Here is a 17,426-nt window from a genome sequence, read left to right as displayed (position 1 = left end):
GTGACTCGGTGACGGCTTCTGGTAGGCTGTGCCGCCGAACCCTGGGAGATAGCTCATGAGCCTGAACGATCACTGGATGCAACGCGATCTCGACGTGTTGTGGCACCCCTGCACCCAGATGAAGGATCACGAGCGCCTGCCGCTGGTAGCGATTCGCAAGGCGTACGGCGTGTGGCTGGAAGACTTCGACGGCAAGCGTTATCTGGATGCCGTCAGCTCCTGGTGGGTCAACGTCTTCGGTCACGCCAACCCACGTATCAATGCGCGCATCCGCGAGCAACTGGACAGCCTTGAGCACGTCATGCTCGCCGGCTTCACCCATCAGCCGGTGATCGAACTGTCCGAGCGTCTGGTGCAGATCACCCCGGCCGGCCTGAACAAGGTGTTCTACGCCGACAACGGCTCCTCGGGCATCGAGGTGGCGCTGAAGATGAGCTTTCACTACTGGCTCAACAACGGCCAGGCGAACAAGAAGCGCTTCGTCACCCTGAGCAGCAGTTATCACGGTGAAACCGTGGCAGCGATGTCGGTGGGCGACGTGTCGCTGTTCACCGACACCTACAAGCCGCTGTTGCTCGACACCCTCAAGGTGCCCAGCCCGGACTGTTACCTGCGCCCGGAAGGCGTGAGCTGGGAAGAGCATTCGCGCGTCATGTTCGCCCACATGGAACAGACCCTGGCCGAGCATCACCACGAAGTCGCCGCGGTGATCGTCGAACCGCTGATCCAGGGTGCCGGCGGCATGCGCATGTATCATCCGGTCTACCTCAAGCTGCTGCGCGAGGCCTGCGACCGCTATGGCGTGCACCTGATCCATGACGAGATTGCTGTCGGCTTCGGCCGTACCGGCACGATGTTCGCCTGCGAACAGGCCGGCATTACCCCGGACTTTCTAGTGCTGTCCAAGGCACTGACCGGTGGTTACCTGCCGATGGCTGCGGTGCTGACCACCGACCAGGTGTACAGCGCCTTCTACGACGACTACGCCACCCTGCGCGCCTTTCTCCACTCGCACACCTACACCGGCAACCCGCTGGCCTGCGCCGCCGCGCTGGCGACGCTGGACATCTTCCGTGACGACGATGTGATCGAACGCAACAAGGCCCTGGCGGCGCGTATGGCCAGTGCCACCGCGCACCTGGCCGACCATCCGCATGTCGCCGAAGTGCGCCAGACCGGCATGGCCCTGGCCATCGAGATGGTGCAGGACAAGGCCAGCAAGGCAGCCTACCCATGGCAGGAGCGGCGCGGCCTGCACGTCTACCAGCATGCACTGGAACGGGGTGCGCTGCTGCGCCCACTGGGTAGCGTGGTGTATTTCCTGCCGCCCTATGTCATCACACCCGAGGAGATCGATTTGCTCGCCGAGGTGGCCAGCGAGGGCATCGATATCGCCACCCGAGAGTCAATCAGCGTGGCAGTGGACAACCGTTACCCCGATCATCGCGATCCGGGCTGACTCAGGAGCGGTGCGCACAGCGCACCCTACAGCTAGAATTCGCGCCTCTGCTCAAGGTTGATACGTCATGCGCCTGTCCCGCTTCTTTATCGATGCCCCGCTCTCCCTCGGTCAACACGACTTGCCCGAAGCGCAGGCCCATTACATTGGCCGCGTGCTGCGCCATGCGGTGGGCGATGCCGTGCAGCTGTTCGACGGCAGCGGCCACGAATACCTCGGTGAGCTGATCGAAGTGGGCAAGAAAAGCGTGCGCGTCGAGCTGCGTGAGGCCTTTGCCGGCCTAAGCGAGTCGCCGCTGCATATTCACCTCGGCCAGGGCCTGTCACGCGGCGAACGCATGGACTGGGCCATCCAGAAAGCCACCGAACTGGGGGCCAGCGAAATCACCCCCATCGTCTCGGCACGCTGCGAGGTACGCCTGAAGGACGAGCGTGCCGACAAGCGCATGGCGCATTGGCGTCAGGTGGCGATCAGCGCTTGCGAACAGTGCGGCCGCTCGGTACTGCCGGTGATCCATGCCCCGCTGGAGCTGGACGCCTGGTTGCAGCAGACCGAAGCCGAGCTGAAGCTGGTGCTGCACCCCGTTGCCGCTGCTCTGCAAAGCCATGAAAAGCCCCATTCCCTGGCCTTTCTGATCGGCCCGGAAGGCGGCCTTAGCGATGCCGAAGTCGACCAAGCCACGAGCGCCGGCTTCCATCCTGCCCGCCTGGGCTCACGCGTTCTGCGCACGGAAACGGCACCCGTGGTGGCGCTGACTGTCGCTCAACAGCTCTGGGGCGACCTCCAGGCATAAGAATGTCGCTTGGACGTAACAAAATGTGATTTCAAGAGATTGCAAGATCGACAGTCTTTGTCATGCTCTTCGCGCCGCATGCGCGGGCCGCTCACCAGCGAACCGCGCACGGCCGAGGCCGACGCCCGTTAGCGTCGGCTCTCTTCCAATAACAAACAACGGGCCTCGGCACCGCCCAAAAAGCGACCGCATGCCCAGGAGCATTGCATGAACGAACTGGTCTCGACCCTAAACGGTCTGGTCTGGAGCCCGGCGCTGATTTATCTATGTCTCGGCGTTGGTCTCTACTTCTCTCTGCGCGGCCGCTTTCTCCAGGTTCGCCACTTCAAAGAAATGATTCGCCTGATGTTCACCGGCAAGACCGATGAACATGGCATCACCTCCTTCCAGGCACTGACCATGACCCTCGCCGGTCGTGTCGGTACCGGCAACATCGCCGGTGTGGCCACTGCGATCACCTTCGGTGGTCCGGGTGCCGTGTTCTGGATGTGGATGGTGGCCTTCCTCGGCGCCAGCTCGGCGTTCGTCGAATCCACCCTTGGCCAGGTGTACAAGGAAAAGCTCAATGGTGAATACCGTGGTGGCCCGGCCTTCTACATCGAGCGCGGTCTGGGTCTGAAGTGGTACGCCTGGCTGTTCGCCATCGTTACCGTATTCGCCTGCGGCCTGCTGCTGCCCGGTGTTCAGGCCAACTCCATTGCCTCCAGTGCGCAAACCGCGTTCGGTATTGACCCGAACGTCACCGCGGCGGCTCTGGCCGTGCTGATCGGCCTGATCATCTTCGGCGGCGTCAAGCGTATCGCCCACTTCACCCAGGTGGTCGTACCGTTCATGGCGCTGGGCTACATCCTGGTCGCCCTGGTCATCATCCTGCTGAACATCGAAAAGCTGCCGGAAGTCGTGCTGCTGATCGTCAAGAGCGCATTCGGCCTCGAGGCCGGTTTCGGCGCCATCGTCGGCATGGCCATCCAGTGGGGCGTCAAGCGTGGTGTGTATTCCAACGAAGCAGGCCAGGGCACTGGGCCGCACGCTTCGTCCGCCGCTGCCGTCAGCCACCCGGCCAAGCAAGGTTTGGTACAGGGCTTCTCGGTCTATATCGACACCCTGTTTGTCTGCTCCGCCACCGCCTTCATGCTGCTGATCACCGGTCAATACAACGTCCAGGCGCCTGATGGCAGCGCGATGTTCACCGGTATCGCCGGCGTAGCCGCAGGTCCGGGCTACGTACAGACCGCGATGGAAAACATGATGCCCGGCTTCGGCAACGCCTTCGTCGCCATTGCTCTGTTCTTCTTCGCTTTCACCACCATCCTGGCCTACTACTACATCGCCGAAACCAACATCGCCTACATCAACCGCAAGGTGAAGCGCCCCATCCTCACCCTGCTGCTGAAGTTCGGCATCATCGCGGCCACCGTGTACGGCACCGTGCACACCGCCACCTTCGCCTGGGACTTGGGTGACCTCGGCGTGGGCCTGATGGCCTGGCTGAATATCATCGCTATCGTGCTCATGCACAAGGTTGCCTACAAGTGCCTGAAAGACTACGAACAACAGCTGGATGAGGGTAAGGATCCGGTCTTCCACCCCGAGAAGCTTGGCATCACCAATGCCGACTACTGGGGCAGCAACACCTCGGAAGAGAACCTGACTGCAGAGAAAACTGAAGCGCAGCAAGTGCAGCGCTGATCAACTCCCGGCAGTAACGAAAAAGCCCCGGCCAAGTGCAGGGGCTTTTTCATGGGCGCTCGCCTGAGCGCATGGCGACTTCAGATCAAACCGGCATCGGCGAGCAATTGCTCCAGTGCGGCCAGGTCGGGAATACGCACGACATCGTCACCGACACGTGCGGCACCCAGTTCCAGCGGCGCCAGCTCGACATCGGCCGCAGGCAGGTCGCTGCCGACCTTCAGCGAGCGCGGGATACCCTGCACCAGCAGGGCAATGAACTTGACCTTGGGCCGCCCCCCCAGAGCGTTGATCACCGCGACACGGGCGCCACCGGCAACCTGCGCCTGGCCATCGCTGGCCGCCTCGAAGGACAACAGCGGCAAGCGCAGATCACGCCAGGCAATCTGACCGAGAAACCACTCGGGCATGCCTTCGCTGACCTGCGGTGCGCGATAGGGAATCAGCTCGGCCACGGCCACGTTGGGCAGCAACAGGGTGCGGTCGGCCAGCGGCACCAGCAGGCCGGTCAGACCTTCGGTGCTGTTCTGGGTAGCGACGGCTTGGCTCATTGAAACGTCCTCAACTGCAATGTTCGGCGAGGTGATTGACCAGGGCCGCGGCCAACTCACGCGGGTCGGCACTGAAACTGCTGTAGCCGCCCTCGCGCAGGCTGTCGGGCATACTCGGGCTGGCGCAACTGTCGGAGCGCTGGGTCCAGATCAAGCCACCCTGGCGTTTGACGTAAGCGGCAGCGGCACTGCCATCGCTGCCCATGCCGCTGAACGCGATCACACCGCACAGGCCGCCGAATTGCTGCGCCAGATTGAGCATCATCTGATCGATGGAAGGGCTGTAGGGCTCCGGCCAACCGCGTTCGGTAATCTGCATCGCACCGTCTTCGGCAAAGCCCAGTTCATTGCTGATCGGCACCACCACCACTTCACCGCATCGCACCGGATCGCCATGACGTGCCGAGTTGACGTGCCACTGGCTATGTCGACCCACCGCCTGCGGCAGGGCCGCCTCGAAACTGGCATCGATGTGCTGGGCGTAGATGAAGCCGATGGGCAGACCACCCGGCAAGGCATCGAGAAATGCCTTGACCGCTGCCGGGCCACCCAACGAGGCAGCCAGCAACCAGACCTGGCGTGCCGGCTCGCCAGCTTTAAGCGGCGTATTGGCCAGTGTTTGCGGCAGCTCCAGACGCGCCGGACGCTGCGCTTCATCGAGCAGTGCCTGCAGGCTGGGCCCAACCGCCTGAGTCGGATCACCGACCAGGCGCTTGAGTTTGCCGAACAGGCTGCGCTCCCAGCGCGGGTAGTTCTCCGAGTGACGCTCGGGCGCGTGCCCCTCGCCGAACAGCACCGGGGCACTGGCACGCTCGAGCAGGCTGTCGACCAGCGGCGAATCTTCCGACTGAGCCAGGTCCACCAACCACAGATCGGTTTCGCAGGCAGCCAGTTGCTCCTCGTCGAGCCGCGCCGGGTCGCTGTTGAGCACTACCTGATAACCGCCACCGGCCAATGCCTGCTGCAACACATGGCGCTGCAACGAGGTGTCGGCGATTACTGCAATGCGCGCGGAGGTTTTGTCTGTCATGTCCGTTTGACCCGATGGCTATCCACCAACTGAGCGATGGTCTCGAGCAGCAAGGACTCCTGATAGGGCTTGCCGAGGTATTGGTTGACGCCGATGGACATGGCCCGTTCGCGGTGCTTCTCGCCGGTACGCGAGGTGATCATGATGATCGGCAGGTCCTTCAGGCGCTCGTCGTGGCGCACCAGCGTGGCCACCTCGAAGCCGTCCATGCGCGGCATTTCGATGTCCAGCAGCATGATGTCAGGCTTGTGTTCCTGGAGCTGGGCAATAGCGTCGACCCCGTCCTTGGCGGTGACCACGTTCATGCCATTACGCTCGAGTAAACGGCTGGTGACCTTGCGCACGGTGACCGAGTCATCGACCACCATGACCAGCGGCGGCCGGTCGGCCTCGACCTCTTCGCTGGCCGAAGCCTGACGCGAAGCCAGGCGCGGCATCAGCTGATTCTGCAGATGCGCATGCAGCACACGAATGGTCGCCAGCAGATCGAGAATCACCACCACGCGGCCGTCACCGAGGATGGTCGCACCGGAGATCCCGTGCACCCCGGCGAACTGCGGGCCGAGGCTCTTCACCACGATCTCGCGCGAACCGGCCAGGCTGTCTACCTGCACCGCCACGGCGTGCTCGCTGGAGCGCACCAGAATCACTGGCAGCGGCAGGCTCTGACCCACCAGTTTGGGATGCTGGCCATTGTTCAGCAGATCGCCCAGGTACTTCAGCTCATAGGCCTGTCCGGCGTATTCGAAGCGCGGCGCGTCAGGCGCGTAATAGGCCTCCAGCTCGAACGGCGACACTCGCACGATACCTTCGATGGTGTTCAGCGGAATGGCGTAGAGGTCTTCGCCGGAATACACCATCAGCGCACGGTTGACCGACACGGTGAACGGCAGGCGAATGGTGAAGCGCGTACCCTGGCCCAGCGTCGAGTCGATGCTCATCGCACCGCCGAGCTGCTTGACCTCCGAGTGCACCACGTCCATGCCGACACCACGGCCGGAAATCTGCGTGACCTTCTCGGCAGTGGAGAAACCTGCCTCAAGAATGAACTGCAGGATTTCGTGATCGCTCAGGCCGCTGTCGGCGTCCATCAGCCCACGCTCGATGGCCTTGCGCCGCACTGCTTCCAGGCGAATGCCACCACCGTCATCGTCCAGGGTAAGAACGATATCGCCGCCCTCACGGCCGAGATTGAGGCGGATGGTGCCGGTCTCCGACTTGCCAGCAGCGCGACGCACATCGCTCAGCTCGATGCCGTGATCGACGGCGTTACGCAGCATATGTTCCAGCGGCGCGACGATGCGCTCGAGCACCGTGCGGTCCATTTCCCCTTCGGCGTTGCCAACGACGAACTCCACCTGTTTGCCCAGTTCGCCTGCAACCTGGCGCACGATGCGACGCAGACGCGGTACCAGGCGGTCGAACGGCACCATGCGGGTGCGCATCAGACCTTCCTGCAGCTCGGTGTTGACCCGCGCCTGTTGCAGCAGCAGGGTCTCGGCATCGCGGTTCTTCGCCGCCAGGGTTTCCTTCAGATCGAGCAAGTCGGAGGCAGACTCGAACAGCGCGCGAGACAGCTGCTGCAGTTGCGAGTGACGGTCCATCTCCAGCGGGTCGAAATCTTCATAACCGGCGCGCTCGGCCTCAGCCTGGTAGCGGCTGAGAATTTGCGCCTGGGTCTCGGTATCGAGACGGCGCAGCTGGTCACGTACGCGGTCGATGGTCGCTTCCATCTCGCTCAGGGTGAAACCGACATCGCTCACCTGCTGCTCGACACGTCCGCGGAAGATCGACGTCTCACCGGCCAGGTTGACCAGGCCTTCGAGCAGCTCGGCTGGCACCTTGACCAGCTCCTGTGGCGCACGGCGGGACGCTACCTCCAGTGCGGCCTCCTGCGCACGCTGTACGAACGGCAGCACCTTCGGCGCCTGCAACTGGCTTGGCACGTCACTGGCAGCAACGATCGGGTTGAGCAGATTGCTCACAGGCGCTGCCGCTGGCTCGATCCCGGCATCGGCCGCCACCGGCTCTTCACCGAGACTGGCGCTAAGACGCTGGCGCAGCACGTCGAGCTCATTCTGCAGCCCTTCGAAACCGGACTGCACGTCGAGTAACAGGCTCTCCGGCCAGGGGGCGCCCTGCAGCAGAGCCTCGCTGAGATGTTGTTCCAGGTCGTGGCTCAGATCGCCAAGGCGTTTCTGCCCAGCCAGACGCGCACCACCCTTGAGGGTGTGCAGCGTGCGCAGCATTTCGTCGATGGCGCTGACATCATCGCGCTGTTCTTCCCAGCGCCCGATCGACACCTCCATCGCCTCGAGCAGGTCATAGCCTTCTTCGAGGAAGATATCGAGGATGTCGCTGTCAGCCTCTTCGGCTTCGTCGCTCTCGACCACCGCCCTGAGCTGTACCGCCGACGGCATGCTCAGTTGCTCGTCAGGGTTGGCACGAAAGCGTTTGATCGTCTCAATCAGGGCATGGCCCTGCGGCACCACCCGCTTATCTCGCAAGGCCTCGAGCATCTCGGCCAAACGGTCGTGGCAGGCCTGCAACAGCGTGAACAGAACCTGGCTGGCCCGCAGGCGACCACCGCCGAGACCCTCGTACAGGAATTCCAGCTCGTGAGCCAAATCGCCGATTTCACGAATTTCAGCCATGCGCGCACCACCCTTGAGGGTGTGCAGGTCACGCTGCAGGGCTTCCAGCTCCAGGCTGTTGTCAACATCGCCCATCCAGCGCTGCAGAGCGGCGCCAGCACTATCGATGATGTCGAAACCTTCCTCGAGGAAGATTTCCACCAGTTCAGGATCACGCTCTTCATGCCAGTTGGCCAGCGTCGCACCCTGCGGCTCGGGCTCGGCAACAGGCAGTTCGTCTTCGGGTATTACCAGCTCGACTTCGTCGATCAGCGGCAACACTGCCTCTGGCTCTGCCTGTGGCACTTCGTCGAGCACGATTTCGTCTTCGACCAGCGCCAGGGGCGGCAGCTCGAAGCTATCCGGCTCCACCACCTCGATCGGCTCGACGAGTTCGTCGTCCAGCTCCGGCTCAACCTGGGCGACGGCCGCCGACAGGCTCTGCGGCGTACCGCCCTGGCGGAACTGACGAATTGCCTGAATCAGGTCGTCACCAGAGACCAGCGGCAGTCGGGCCTGCAACTGATCGAGCATCTGCGCCAGGCGATCATGGCTTTGCTGCAGCAGATTGCCCAGCGCCGGCGAATGGTTGTAACGGCGGTCGACCAAGCCCTCGTAGAGCGACTCAAGTTCGTGGCCAAGATCACCAATCGGGCGAATCGCGGCCATGCGCGCACCGCCCTTGAGGGTGTGAAGGTCGCGCTGCAGCGAGGACAGCGGCATGGTGTTGTCCGGCTCACTGAGCCAGCGCTCCAGCGCCTGACCAGCACTGTCGAGAATATCCACAGCCTCTTCGAGAAAGATCTCGACCATTTCCTCATCGAGATCGGCGCCGACAGGGCTGAAGCCCAGCTCGGCCTCAGACTGCGACTCCAGACCAATGTCTTCGGCGACTTCCGGTTCGGCGGGTGCCTCTTGCCACAGCACCGGCTCAGCCTCGGCTTCCTGTTCCAGCTCGGCAGTGGCCTGGTCCAACTCGATGACCTCCAGCCCTCCGACGCCAGGCGTGAGCAAGGCCAAGGTATGCGGATCGATGGCTTCGCTCAGCAGGTCACGTAGCGCCTGCACCCGCTCGGGCTGCGGGGTGACCTGCAAGGCCGCAGCGACCTGATCCATCATCCCGATCAGCGCTTCGTGGGCCTTCTCCGCCTCGTCGAAGAAGCGCTCGCTGACCGCCAGGCTGCCTTCTTCGACGGCGCCATAAAGATCCAGCAGGGCTTCGCAGAGCTCGTCGATCTGCGGCAGCTCGGCCATTTCGGCGCCACGGCCGAGGGTCGTCAGCTCCTCCAGCAGCGCAGACAGCTCCTGGCGCTCGGACGGATGCTCGCGCCATTTGCGCAGCAGGTCCTCGGCGTCCAGCAAGATGTCCATGCCTTCGGCGAGGAAGATGCTGATCATCTGCGGATCGCGACTTTCGCCGCTCTGCGCCATACGCTCGTCTTCGGCGCTGGCGAGACGCTCCTGATGCAGCGCCTGGACGCGAGCTAGAAGTGCCTCAGCGCCAGGAATGGGTGCCAGAGGCTGGGTCTCGAGATTGTCGAGACCGATACGGAACACGCCCTCGGCGCTGCTCAACAGCTCGGCAGCCGCCAGATCCACCTGGATCAGGTTGGTCTTGAACTCCTTGACCAGCTTTTCCAGCGGCGCCGCAATTTCTGCCACCGCCAGGATGCCGGCCATATAGGCGCTGCCCTTGAGGGTGTGCAGCGCACGCTGCAGGTCGTCGGTGACTGGCTGCGGCAGTTCCTGCGCGCAGTCGGCAAGAAAGCCCACCAGAGTATCCAGATGGGTTTCCGCCTCGTTGCGGAAAATTTCCAGCAACTGCGGGTCGAGGGGCTCACCATCGAGCGATTGGTCGTTGGCCGATTCGTCCAGCTCGACGACCTCGGTAGCGTCGTCAACGCCCACGGGCTCGGCTACCTGCTGGGTGGCCGGGGCGTTAGATTTTGGGGGAGTCAGCCCCTTGGCCAGGGCATGCGCGGTGGCCGCCAGCAGATCGACATCGTCGCGCTGACGCTGCGCCTTGGCGGCAAACTCGTCGACCAGCGCCGGCATCAGGGCCACGACATCGAGTACCACCTGCTGCACAGGCGCGTTCGGCTCGATGCTGCGGTCCAGCACGCGGTTGAGCAGGTTCTCGATGGACCAGCCCAGCTCACCGATGATCAGCGCGCGAACCATGCGCCCGCTGCCCTTGAGCGTGTGGAAGGCACGACGAACTTCGATCAGCGCGTCCTTGTTGTCGGTATCGGCCTGCCACTGCGGCAGGTACTCACCGATGGTTTCCAGCACTTCGCCGACTTCTTCGATGAAGACTTCCAGCAGCTCTTCGTCCACCGGCTCTTCGTCGGCAGGCGGCGGCAGCAGGCTCGGCGGCACGTCGGCAGCAGGTGGGTTGATAGCCTGTACCGGAGCGGCCATGACATCGGCCATCGACAGCGGCTTCTCCGCTGCCGGTTCATCCGGCAGTTCCTGCACCTGCGGTGCGCTGGGCAGCTCGACTTCCGGTAGTTCCAGATCGGCCAGTTCCAGCTCATCCCACTGCGCCGGCTCGGCCAGTTGGTCCAGGCTCAGCTCTTCGAGCTCAAGCTCCGGCTCAGCCTCAAGCAGCGGTGCGGCAACAGTCTCTTCGTCCTGCAGGGCGGGTAGCTCTTCAAGCTCGTCCAGCTCGAAGGTAAAGCTGTCGGCAGTCTCACGGGCGTCCGACTGCTCGGGCTCAGCGTCCAGCAGTTGCAGATCCGCAACCTCATCGCTGGACGGCTCGACCACGTCGAAGGTCAGCGTCTCGCTCTCGGCCAGGGGCTCTTCGAGTTGTTCGTCTTCGGCGCCCAGCAGCTCGATTTCCTGCAGCGGGTCAGCCAGCGGTGCCAGGGTTTCTTCCTGCGGCTCGACACGGTCGAGGATCGACGGTTTTTCCTTGAGCGGATAACCCAGGGTTTCCAGGCTTTCCTCGGCAACGTCGAGAATCAGATCGCCCTGCGTGCCATGGTCCTCGGACAGCCGTTCGAGGTAGTACTCGACGCTGGTGATGGCATCTGCCAGGGTATCCAGGCTCTGCCAGTTGGGCACGGCCTTGCGCGCCAGCAGCTGTTCCTGAATGTAGCGATTGCAGGCATTGAGCAGATCGGCAGCACGCTGCAGCGGAATCATCGCCAGGCCGCCACGGACCTGGGTAAGCAGCTCGGGCACACGGGCCAGGTGCTCGTGGTTCCACTGCGAGGCGATGAACTCGATGATCGCGTCTTTGGCCTGCTCCAGGCCATTGCGCGCTTCCTTGATTACAAGCTGGTGGATCTGCGCCACGTCGGTGGTCGGCAGATGGCTCTGTTCGTTCGGGCCGTCATCGCTCGGGCCGACCATGCCGGCCAGCGTCGCCTCGACGTACAGCAGTGCGCCAGCGACGTCCATCAGCACCGCATCGTTGGGCTCGCGCTGACCGAGAGACAGGCCATGGATGACGTCGATCTGGTCGAGAATGACCTTGCGCGGCTGACCGAAGCCAAGCACCGCGAGGGTATCGGCGATCTGCTTGAGCGGTGCAAGCAGGGCGTCCAGCTCACCGGGCTGGCTACGATCGCTGCGCACGAACAGATCGAGGCTGTCCTTGACCCGCACCAGTTCCTCGCACAGCGCGGCGACCACCGAACGCATGGCGTCACGGTCTGGCCCGGCCAGGCGAGCACGCTCTTCGTCCACCACCTCATTGTCAGGCAGTGCTTCGTCGAGGCGGTACTGCTCCTTCAGCGCACGAATGCGTGGGGACTGTGCCGGCGCCTTGGCGACGTAGAACAGCAGGTTCTTGGTCAGCTCATCGGGCGCAGACTGGTTGATGCCATCGGCGCCCTGCTCGACCAGGCGCTTGAGTTCCTTGTCGACCTGACGCAGCAGGGTACGCACCGACGTACCGTTGACCACGCTGCCGTTGGCCAGACCTTCGACCATGCCGGAAGCGATCTGCCACAGGCCGCCCAGCGGGGCGTCCTTGCACAGTGTTTCCAGGCGCGCGAAGACGCGCGCCATATAACCCAGATTAGTCGCCAGCTCCTGGTTGCGGATCACGCCGACCAGAGCCATTTGCAGCATCTGCCGCAGTTTGCGCAACAGCACGGGAAGCTCGGCGGTACGCAGGCGCGCCAGGCTGTCGGATGGCAGCGCCGGCAGGCGCGCGGACATGTCCGGGGAAAACAGGCTGGTTTCCGACAGCAGCTTCTCGCCACGGGCGGCACGCAGGTCGTTGAGCAGCGGCAGCACGACCATGGGCAGGTCGCGGCGAGCGGTCTGGATACGGTCGAGGTACACCGGCAGTTGCAGGATGGCCTGCATCAGCACTTCCAGGGCTTCGCCCTGATTGGCCACGCGACCTTCCATCAACGCCTTGGCCAACTGCTCCATTTCTTCGGCGAGCAACGCGGCGCCGTAGAATTCGACCATCTGCAAGGTGCCGTGAACCTGGTGCACGTAGGTCAAGCAGAAGCGCATGCGCGTAGGGTCCTGCGGGTTCTCGACGAACGCCTCCAGGGCTTGCCGCGCCTGCTTCAGGGTTTCCCCGATCTCGCCTTTGACCCACTCCAGGGCGACATAATCATGCCGATCACCCATAGCCACTCCACTCATAAACTTGGCCTTATCCCTTGCGGGTAAACGCCAGAACTCGCTCGTCGGCCACCGGCAACAGTTGCGGGTGCTGCCAACCGGCTACTTCGCCCACGCCCACGACCAGCAGGCCACCCGGCGCCAGGCTTTCGGCCAGGCGATTGAGGATGTCGCGGCGACGCCAGCGGCGGAAATAGATCAGCAAGTTCTGACAGAAAATCACATCCATGCCGGACATCGGCGCCCTGGCCAGTTCCAGCACATTGAGCTTGGCGCAGCACACACGCGCAGCCAGACTCGGTACTATCTTGAAGCGTCCATCGGCCTGAGCGAGAAAGTAGCGCTCGCGCAGCTCGTCACTCACCTGCTCCAGGCGTCGCACCGAATAACACGCCTCGCGTGCCTTGCTCAGTGCGCCCTGACTGATATCCGTGCCGGTTACCGCGAAATGCTCAGGCAACTCGCTGCCTTGAAGCGCCTCTGCGGCCTGAATCGCCAGCGAGTAAGGCTCTTCACCACTGGAGCAACCCACGCTCCAGAACTCCCAGGGTTTGCCCAGGCCCGCCGCCAGACGCTCCTGCAGGTACTGCGAGAGCACCTCGAAGGACGGCGGGTGGCGGAAGAAGCGGGTTTCCTGCACGGTCAGACGATCCAGCAGGGTCGACCACTCCACCGCGCCACGCGGGCCATCGGTGACCTGACGGTAATAGCTGGCGTAATCCGTGACGCCCAGTTCGCGCATGCGCGCACTCAGGTTGGTCTGCAGAAATGCACGCCGCTGCTCGCTGATCACCACACCGGTACGCGCTTCGAGCAACGTCTGCCAGTCGTGAAAATCGGCTTGCGACATATCGGCCACCGGGCGCAATGCCCAAACGCCCGCTGACTGCATACCTTCGCCCTGAGTCATGGCTATGTAGCGAAGGCTGCCACCAGCCCTCGCACTCCTTTATCAGGCGTCTGGCAGGGTGAAACCGGACACCGACATGCGCATCTCACTGGCCATCTTGGCCAGGTTACCAATGCTCTTCGCGGTGGCGGTGGTACCCGAGGACGTCTGCGAGGTGATCTCCTGGATCACGTTCATGGTGTTGGAAATGTGGCCGGCCGAAGAGGCCTGCTGACGCGCGGCGTTGGAAATGTTCTGGATGAGGGCCGCGAGGGTCTTCGATACCTTCTCGATCTCTTCCAGTGCCACCCCGGCGTCCTGCGCCAGGCGGGCACCGCGCACCACTTCGGAAGTCGTCTGCTCCATGGAGATAACGGCTTCGTTGGTGTCGGTCTGAATGGTTTTTACCAGCGCCTCGATCTGCTTGGTCGCCGCCGAGGAACGTTCTGCGAGGCGTTGTACCTCGTCCGCTACCACGGCGAAACCGCGGCCCGCATCACCGGCCATGGAGGCTTGGATCGCAGCGTTCAGTGCGAGGATGTTGGTCTGGTCGGCAATATCGTTAATCAGACTAACGATGTCACCGATCTCCTGGGACGATTCACCGAGGCGTTTGATCCGCTTCGAGGTGTCCTGGATCTGCTCACGGATGTTATCCATGCCGGTGATGGTGTTGTGTACGACTTCGTTACCCTTGTTGGCGATGGCTACGGAACGCTCCGCTACCGCGGAGGATTCCGAGGCGTTCGCCGATACCTGGTCAATCGACACGGCCATTTCGTTGATCGCGGCGGAGGCGCCGGCAATCTCCTGCGCCTGGTGCTCGGAAGCTTCCGCCAGGTGCATCGCCGTGGCCTGGGTTTCCTGGGCAGCACCGGCTACCTGAACGGCGGTCAGGTTGATCGTGGCTACCAGGTCGCGCAGCTGGTCGATGGAGTAGTTGATGGAGTCGGCGATGGCACCGGTGAAGTCTTCGGTTACCGTCGCGGCCACGGTCAGGTCACCGTCGGCGAGGTCGGCGATTTCGTCGAGCAGACGCAGAATCGCGGTCTGGTTACGCTCGTTCTTCTCGGCGGTCTCGGCCAGACGGCGGTTGGTTTCACGCACCATCACCAGACCGATGAGAATGATCGCACCCAGCGCCAGGCCACCCAGCACGTAGCCGAACAGGGTGTTGATGGCACGGCCCGAGGCCAGGTTCTCAAAGCCGACGGCGAGCTCGGAGGCCTTGTCCAGCAGGGTCTGCGAAACGGTGAAGATCGAGTTCGCCGATTCACGTACCTGGAACAGTTCTGGCGAGGTTTCGAGAATCTCGTCCACGGAGCCGGATACGAATTCGAACAGCTCGGAAATCTCGGCCAGACGTTCGAGGGCTTCCTCGTCGGTCACCTGGCTGATTTCCATCGCAGCGTTGCCTTCGAGCATTGCAGCCAGTACACGGCCGAACAGGCTGGCGTCACGACCGAACATGTCGGCAGCCTGTACCGAGTCTTCGTCACCGGCCAGTACCTTGTTCACCGAACCGAGAATACGCTCGGCCAGCAGCGACTGGCGTTGGGCTACAGAAACCTGAGCAGCCGGCGCACCGCTTTCCAGCAGGATGTCGACCACTTCCTCGTACTCGACCTGCAACTGCGGGATGGTTTCCGCCAGGGTGGCGGCTACCTGGTGCAGGGACAGTACGGTCTGTTCACTGGCCAGAATGGCGTCGGTATTCTGCCGCAGGCTATCCCAGTCCTGCTGCACCGCAGCCATCTGTGCCTGCACCGACGCGGGCGCCGACGGCAAGCCACTGCTGGCATCACCATCGGTCAGATACCCCCAGCGCAGCTGGAAGTCGTTACGCGCGTCGCGCAACAGACCGAAGGCTTCGGCTTTACCTGCCGCAGCTTCCGTGGCGTTCTTGGCGATACGCTGGGACAGTACGCGCAGCTCACCGGAGTGGCTGATGTACTCGGTATCGTAGTTGGACTGGGTGTTGATGTAGGCGAAGTTCACGAACAACAGCACGATGGAAACGATCAGCACGACGAACAGCGTCGCGATCAGCGTGCTACTGCGCGCCCCGACCAACAAATTACCTGCATTGAATTTTTTCATTTTCTGGCCCCCGCCTGGACCGACCGCACTACGGTTCCCATGTAACGCCAAAGGGCCGGAAGAACCGACCCAACCGAAAATTTACTGAAAGGACACATCGAGAAAGCCAGGATCGGCCGTCAGCGCATGAGGGCTGAACACCAACCAGGGCTGTTCTCGTTGAAAGACACCGTGGATAAACGGCGCAATGCTCGCCTCGAGAGGCGGCAGTTGTTCTGAAAACGCATCCACGGGGAAGTGCTGCATACCGAAAACTTCATCGACCGTCAGGCCAGCGAAGATTTCCTGATAGTCGACCACCAGAATTCGCCGCAGCTTGCGCAGTGGCGACAATTCATTACCGAAGAACCCGCACAGGTCCATGATCGGCAGCAGGCGGCCACGCACGTTGGCCACCCCTTTGACCCAGCCTTTGACACCCGGCAGCAGGGTGTAGCGCGGCTCGTGCAGTACCTCTCCCACCTCCCCCATCGGCGCGACGAAGAATCGCTCGCCCATGCGAAAGCCGATACCGCTCCAGGTCTGTACCGCCGCTTGCTGCGACGGCAGGCCGGCCGCCAGGGCTCGGCAACGCTGGTCGATCTCGAGGAGAATCTGGAAAGGAGTCTGCACGGACATGCCAGCCTTGGCCTTCTTTTTATTTAGTACGCGAGCAGCACGGCATCAGCCAGCCAGCACCGCATTGAGAGTCTTCAGCAAGGTATCTTCATCGATCGGCTTGGTCAGGTAGTCCTTCGCGCCCTGGCGCTTGCCCCAGACCTTGTCGGTTTCCTGATCCTTGGTGGTAACGATGACCACCGGGATGTGGCTAGTCTCGGCGTCCTTGGTCAACTGACGGGTCGCCTGAAAACCGTTGAGGCCGGGCATGACGATGTCCATCAGCACCGCATCGGGTTTTTCCTGGCGAGCCAGAGCTACGCCATCGGCGCCATTTTCCGCTTTGAGTACCTGATGCCCATGCTTTTCCAACATGGCGGTCAGCTTGTACATCTCGGTCGGTGAGTCATCAACAATCAGAATTCGAGCCATGGTGTTTCCCAATACAGAAGTGGCGTACGGCGGTCAGGCCGGAACGTCAGGAGGCTTGTTCCACTGGGGTGAAGTCAGGCACGTGGGCTTTGATAGCACCGAGCAGCTCTTCCTTGCTGAAAGGCTTGGTCAGGTACTGGTCGGAGCCGACGATACGCCCCTTGGCCTTGTCGAACAGGCCGTCCTTGGAGGACAGCATGATCACTGGCGTGGATTTGAAGGCACTGTTGTTCTTGATCAGGGCACAGGTCTGATACCCATCGAGACGCGGCATCATGATGTCAACAAAGATGATGCTGGGATGCGTGTCGGCAATCTTGGCCAGGGCATCGAAGCCATCGACCGCAGTGATGACATCACAACCCACTTTTTTCAGCAGAGTTTCAGCGGTGCGACGAATCGTTTTCGAATCGTCAATCACCATCACTTTCAAACCCTCGGTATGCTGTTCCATGTTTGCCCTACCATCGCCTCGGTGAGTCGTTATATTCGCGTTATCAGTATGCCTGAGGCCCAGTCTTCGATGGGTCTTGACCCAATCGTCGGGCCTTTTTAGCACACTCTCCAGATGCAATCTATAAGGCTTCCCGGGCAGCTCCGCCCTTGACCACGCGGCCCGGCCGGCGCCACCCTGAGAGCCGTCATTCGGCTCGGTCAGCC

11 protein-coding genes are annotated in these 17,426 nt (G+C 62.5%); 3 read left to right on the top strand and 8 right to left on the bottom strand.

What is annotated here, in order from left to right; all coding sequences use genetic code 11:
- The first annotated feature begins 55 nt into the window (after window positions 1–55).
- The 3 genes from ACNFCJ_RS01890 (at window position 56) to ACNFCJ_RS01880 (ending at window position 3,941) form a co-directional block, all read left to right on the top strand.
- Window positions 56–1,459: an adenosylmethionine--8-amino-7-oxononanoate transaminase gene (locus ACNFCJ_RS01890; protein WP_416769458.1), complete on the top strand. Its 1,404-nt coding sequence runs from the start codon at window positions 56–58 to the stop codon at window positions 1,457–1,459.
- 67 nt (window positions 1,460–1,526) lie between these two features.
- The gene (locus ACNFCJ_RS01885) at window positions 1,527–2,252 is read left to right on the top strand and encodes a 16S rRNA (uracil(1498)-N(3))-methyltransferase (protein WP_416769456.1); all 726 of its coding nucleotides are present in this window, start codon (window positions 1,527–1,529) and stop codon (window positions 2,250–2,252) included.
- Window positions 2,253–2,459: 207 nt separating this feature from the next.
- A complete protein-coding gene (locus ACNFCJ_RS01880) occupies window positions 2,460–3,941 on the top strand; it encodes an alanine/glycine:cation symporter family protein (protein WP_416769454.1) in 1,482 nt (493 codons plus the stop codon).
- A gap of 80 nt (window positions 3,942–4,021) precedes the next feature.
- Here the strand turns inward: ACNFCJ_RS01880 and ACNFCJ_RS01875 are convergent, their stop codons facing one another.
- From ACNFCJ_RS01875 to pilG, 8 genes are all read right to left on the bottom strand, one after another.
- Window positions 4,022–4,492, bottom strand: coding sequence for a chemotaxis protein CheW (locus tag ACNFCJ_RS01875; protein WP_143504588.1), 471 nt, complete (start codon window positions 4,490–4,492; stop codon window positions 4,022–4,024).
- Window positions 4,493–4,502: 10 nt separating this feature from the next.
- Window positions 4,503–5,522 carry a chemotaxis protein CheB gene (locus ACNFCJ_RS01870; protein WP_416769452.1) on the bottom strand — a complete coding sequence of 340 codons (1,020 nt, stop codon included), beginning with the start codon at window positions 5,520–5,522 and terminating at the stop codon, window positions 4,503–4,505.
- Complete coding sequence (locus ACNFCJ_RS01865) at window positions 5,519–12,754, bottom strand: Hpt domain-containing protein (RefSeq protein WP_416769451.1); 7,236 nt, start codon at window positions 12,752–12,754, stop codon at window positions 5,519–5,521. The genes ACNFCJ_RS01870 and ACNFCJ_RS01865 overlap by 4 nt, the downstream gene beginning before the upstream one ends.
- Window positions 12,755–12,779: 25 nt before the next feature.
- Window positions 12,780–13,640 (bottom strand): protein-glutamate O-methyltransferase, encoded by an 861-nt coding sequence (locus ACNFCJ_RS01860; protein WP_416769449.1) that lies wholly within the window; start codon window positions 13,638–13,640, stop codon window positions 12,780–12,782.
- A 60-nt stretch (window positions 13,641–13,700) separates the two neighbouring features.
- Window positions 13,701–15,737 carry a methyl-accepting chemotaxis protein gene (locus tag ACNFCJ_RS01855; protein WP_416769447.1) on the bottom strand — a complete coding sequence of 679 codons (2,037 nt, stop codon included), beginning with the start codon at window positions 15,735–15,737 and terminating at the stop codon, window positions 13,701–13,703.
- Between the two features lie 81 nt (window positions 15,738–15,818).
- Window positions 15,819–16,355: a chemotaxis protein CheW gene (locus tag ACNFCJ_RS01850; RefSeq protein ID WP_099522893.1), complete on the bottom strand. Its 537-nt coding sequence runs from the start codon at window positions 16,353–16,355 to the stop codon at window positions 15,819–15,821.
- Window positions 16,356–16,400: 45 nt separating this feature from the next.
- The gene (gene pilH, locus ACNFCJ_RS01845) at window positions 16,401–16,766 is read right to left on the bottom strand and encodes a twitching motility response regulator PilH (protein WP_099522894.1); all 366 of its coding nucleotides are present in this window, start codon (window positions 16,764–16,766) and stop codon (window positions 16,401–16,403) included.
- Between the two features lie 46 nt (window positions 16,767–16,812).
- On the bottom strand, window positions 16,813–17,220 hold the full coding sequence (gene pilG, locus ACNFCJ_RS01840; RefSeq protein ID WP_017678433.1) for a twitching motility response regulator PilG: 408 nt from the start codon (window positions 17,218–17,220) through the stop codon (window positions 16,813–16,815).
- Between the last annotated feature and the right edge of the window lie 206 nt (window positions 17,221–17,426).

Origin of the sequence: Pseudomonas sp. NY15364 (assembly GCF_048068235.1) — a bacterium.
GTDB classification, from domain to species: Bacteria; Pseudomonadota; Gammaproteobacteria; order Pseudomonadales; family Pseudomonadaceae; genus Aquipseudomonas; species Aquipseudomonas mendocina_D.
This window is presented reverse-complemented; position numbering and strand designations above follow the sequence as displayed.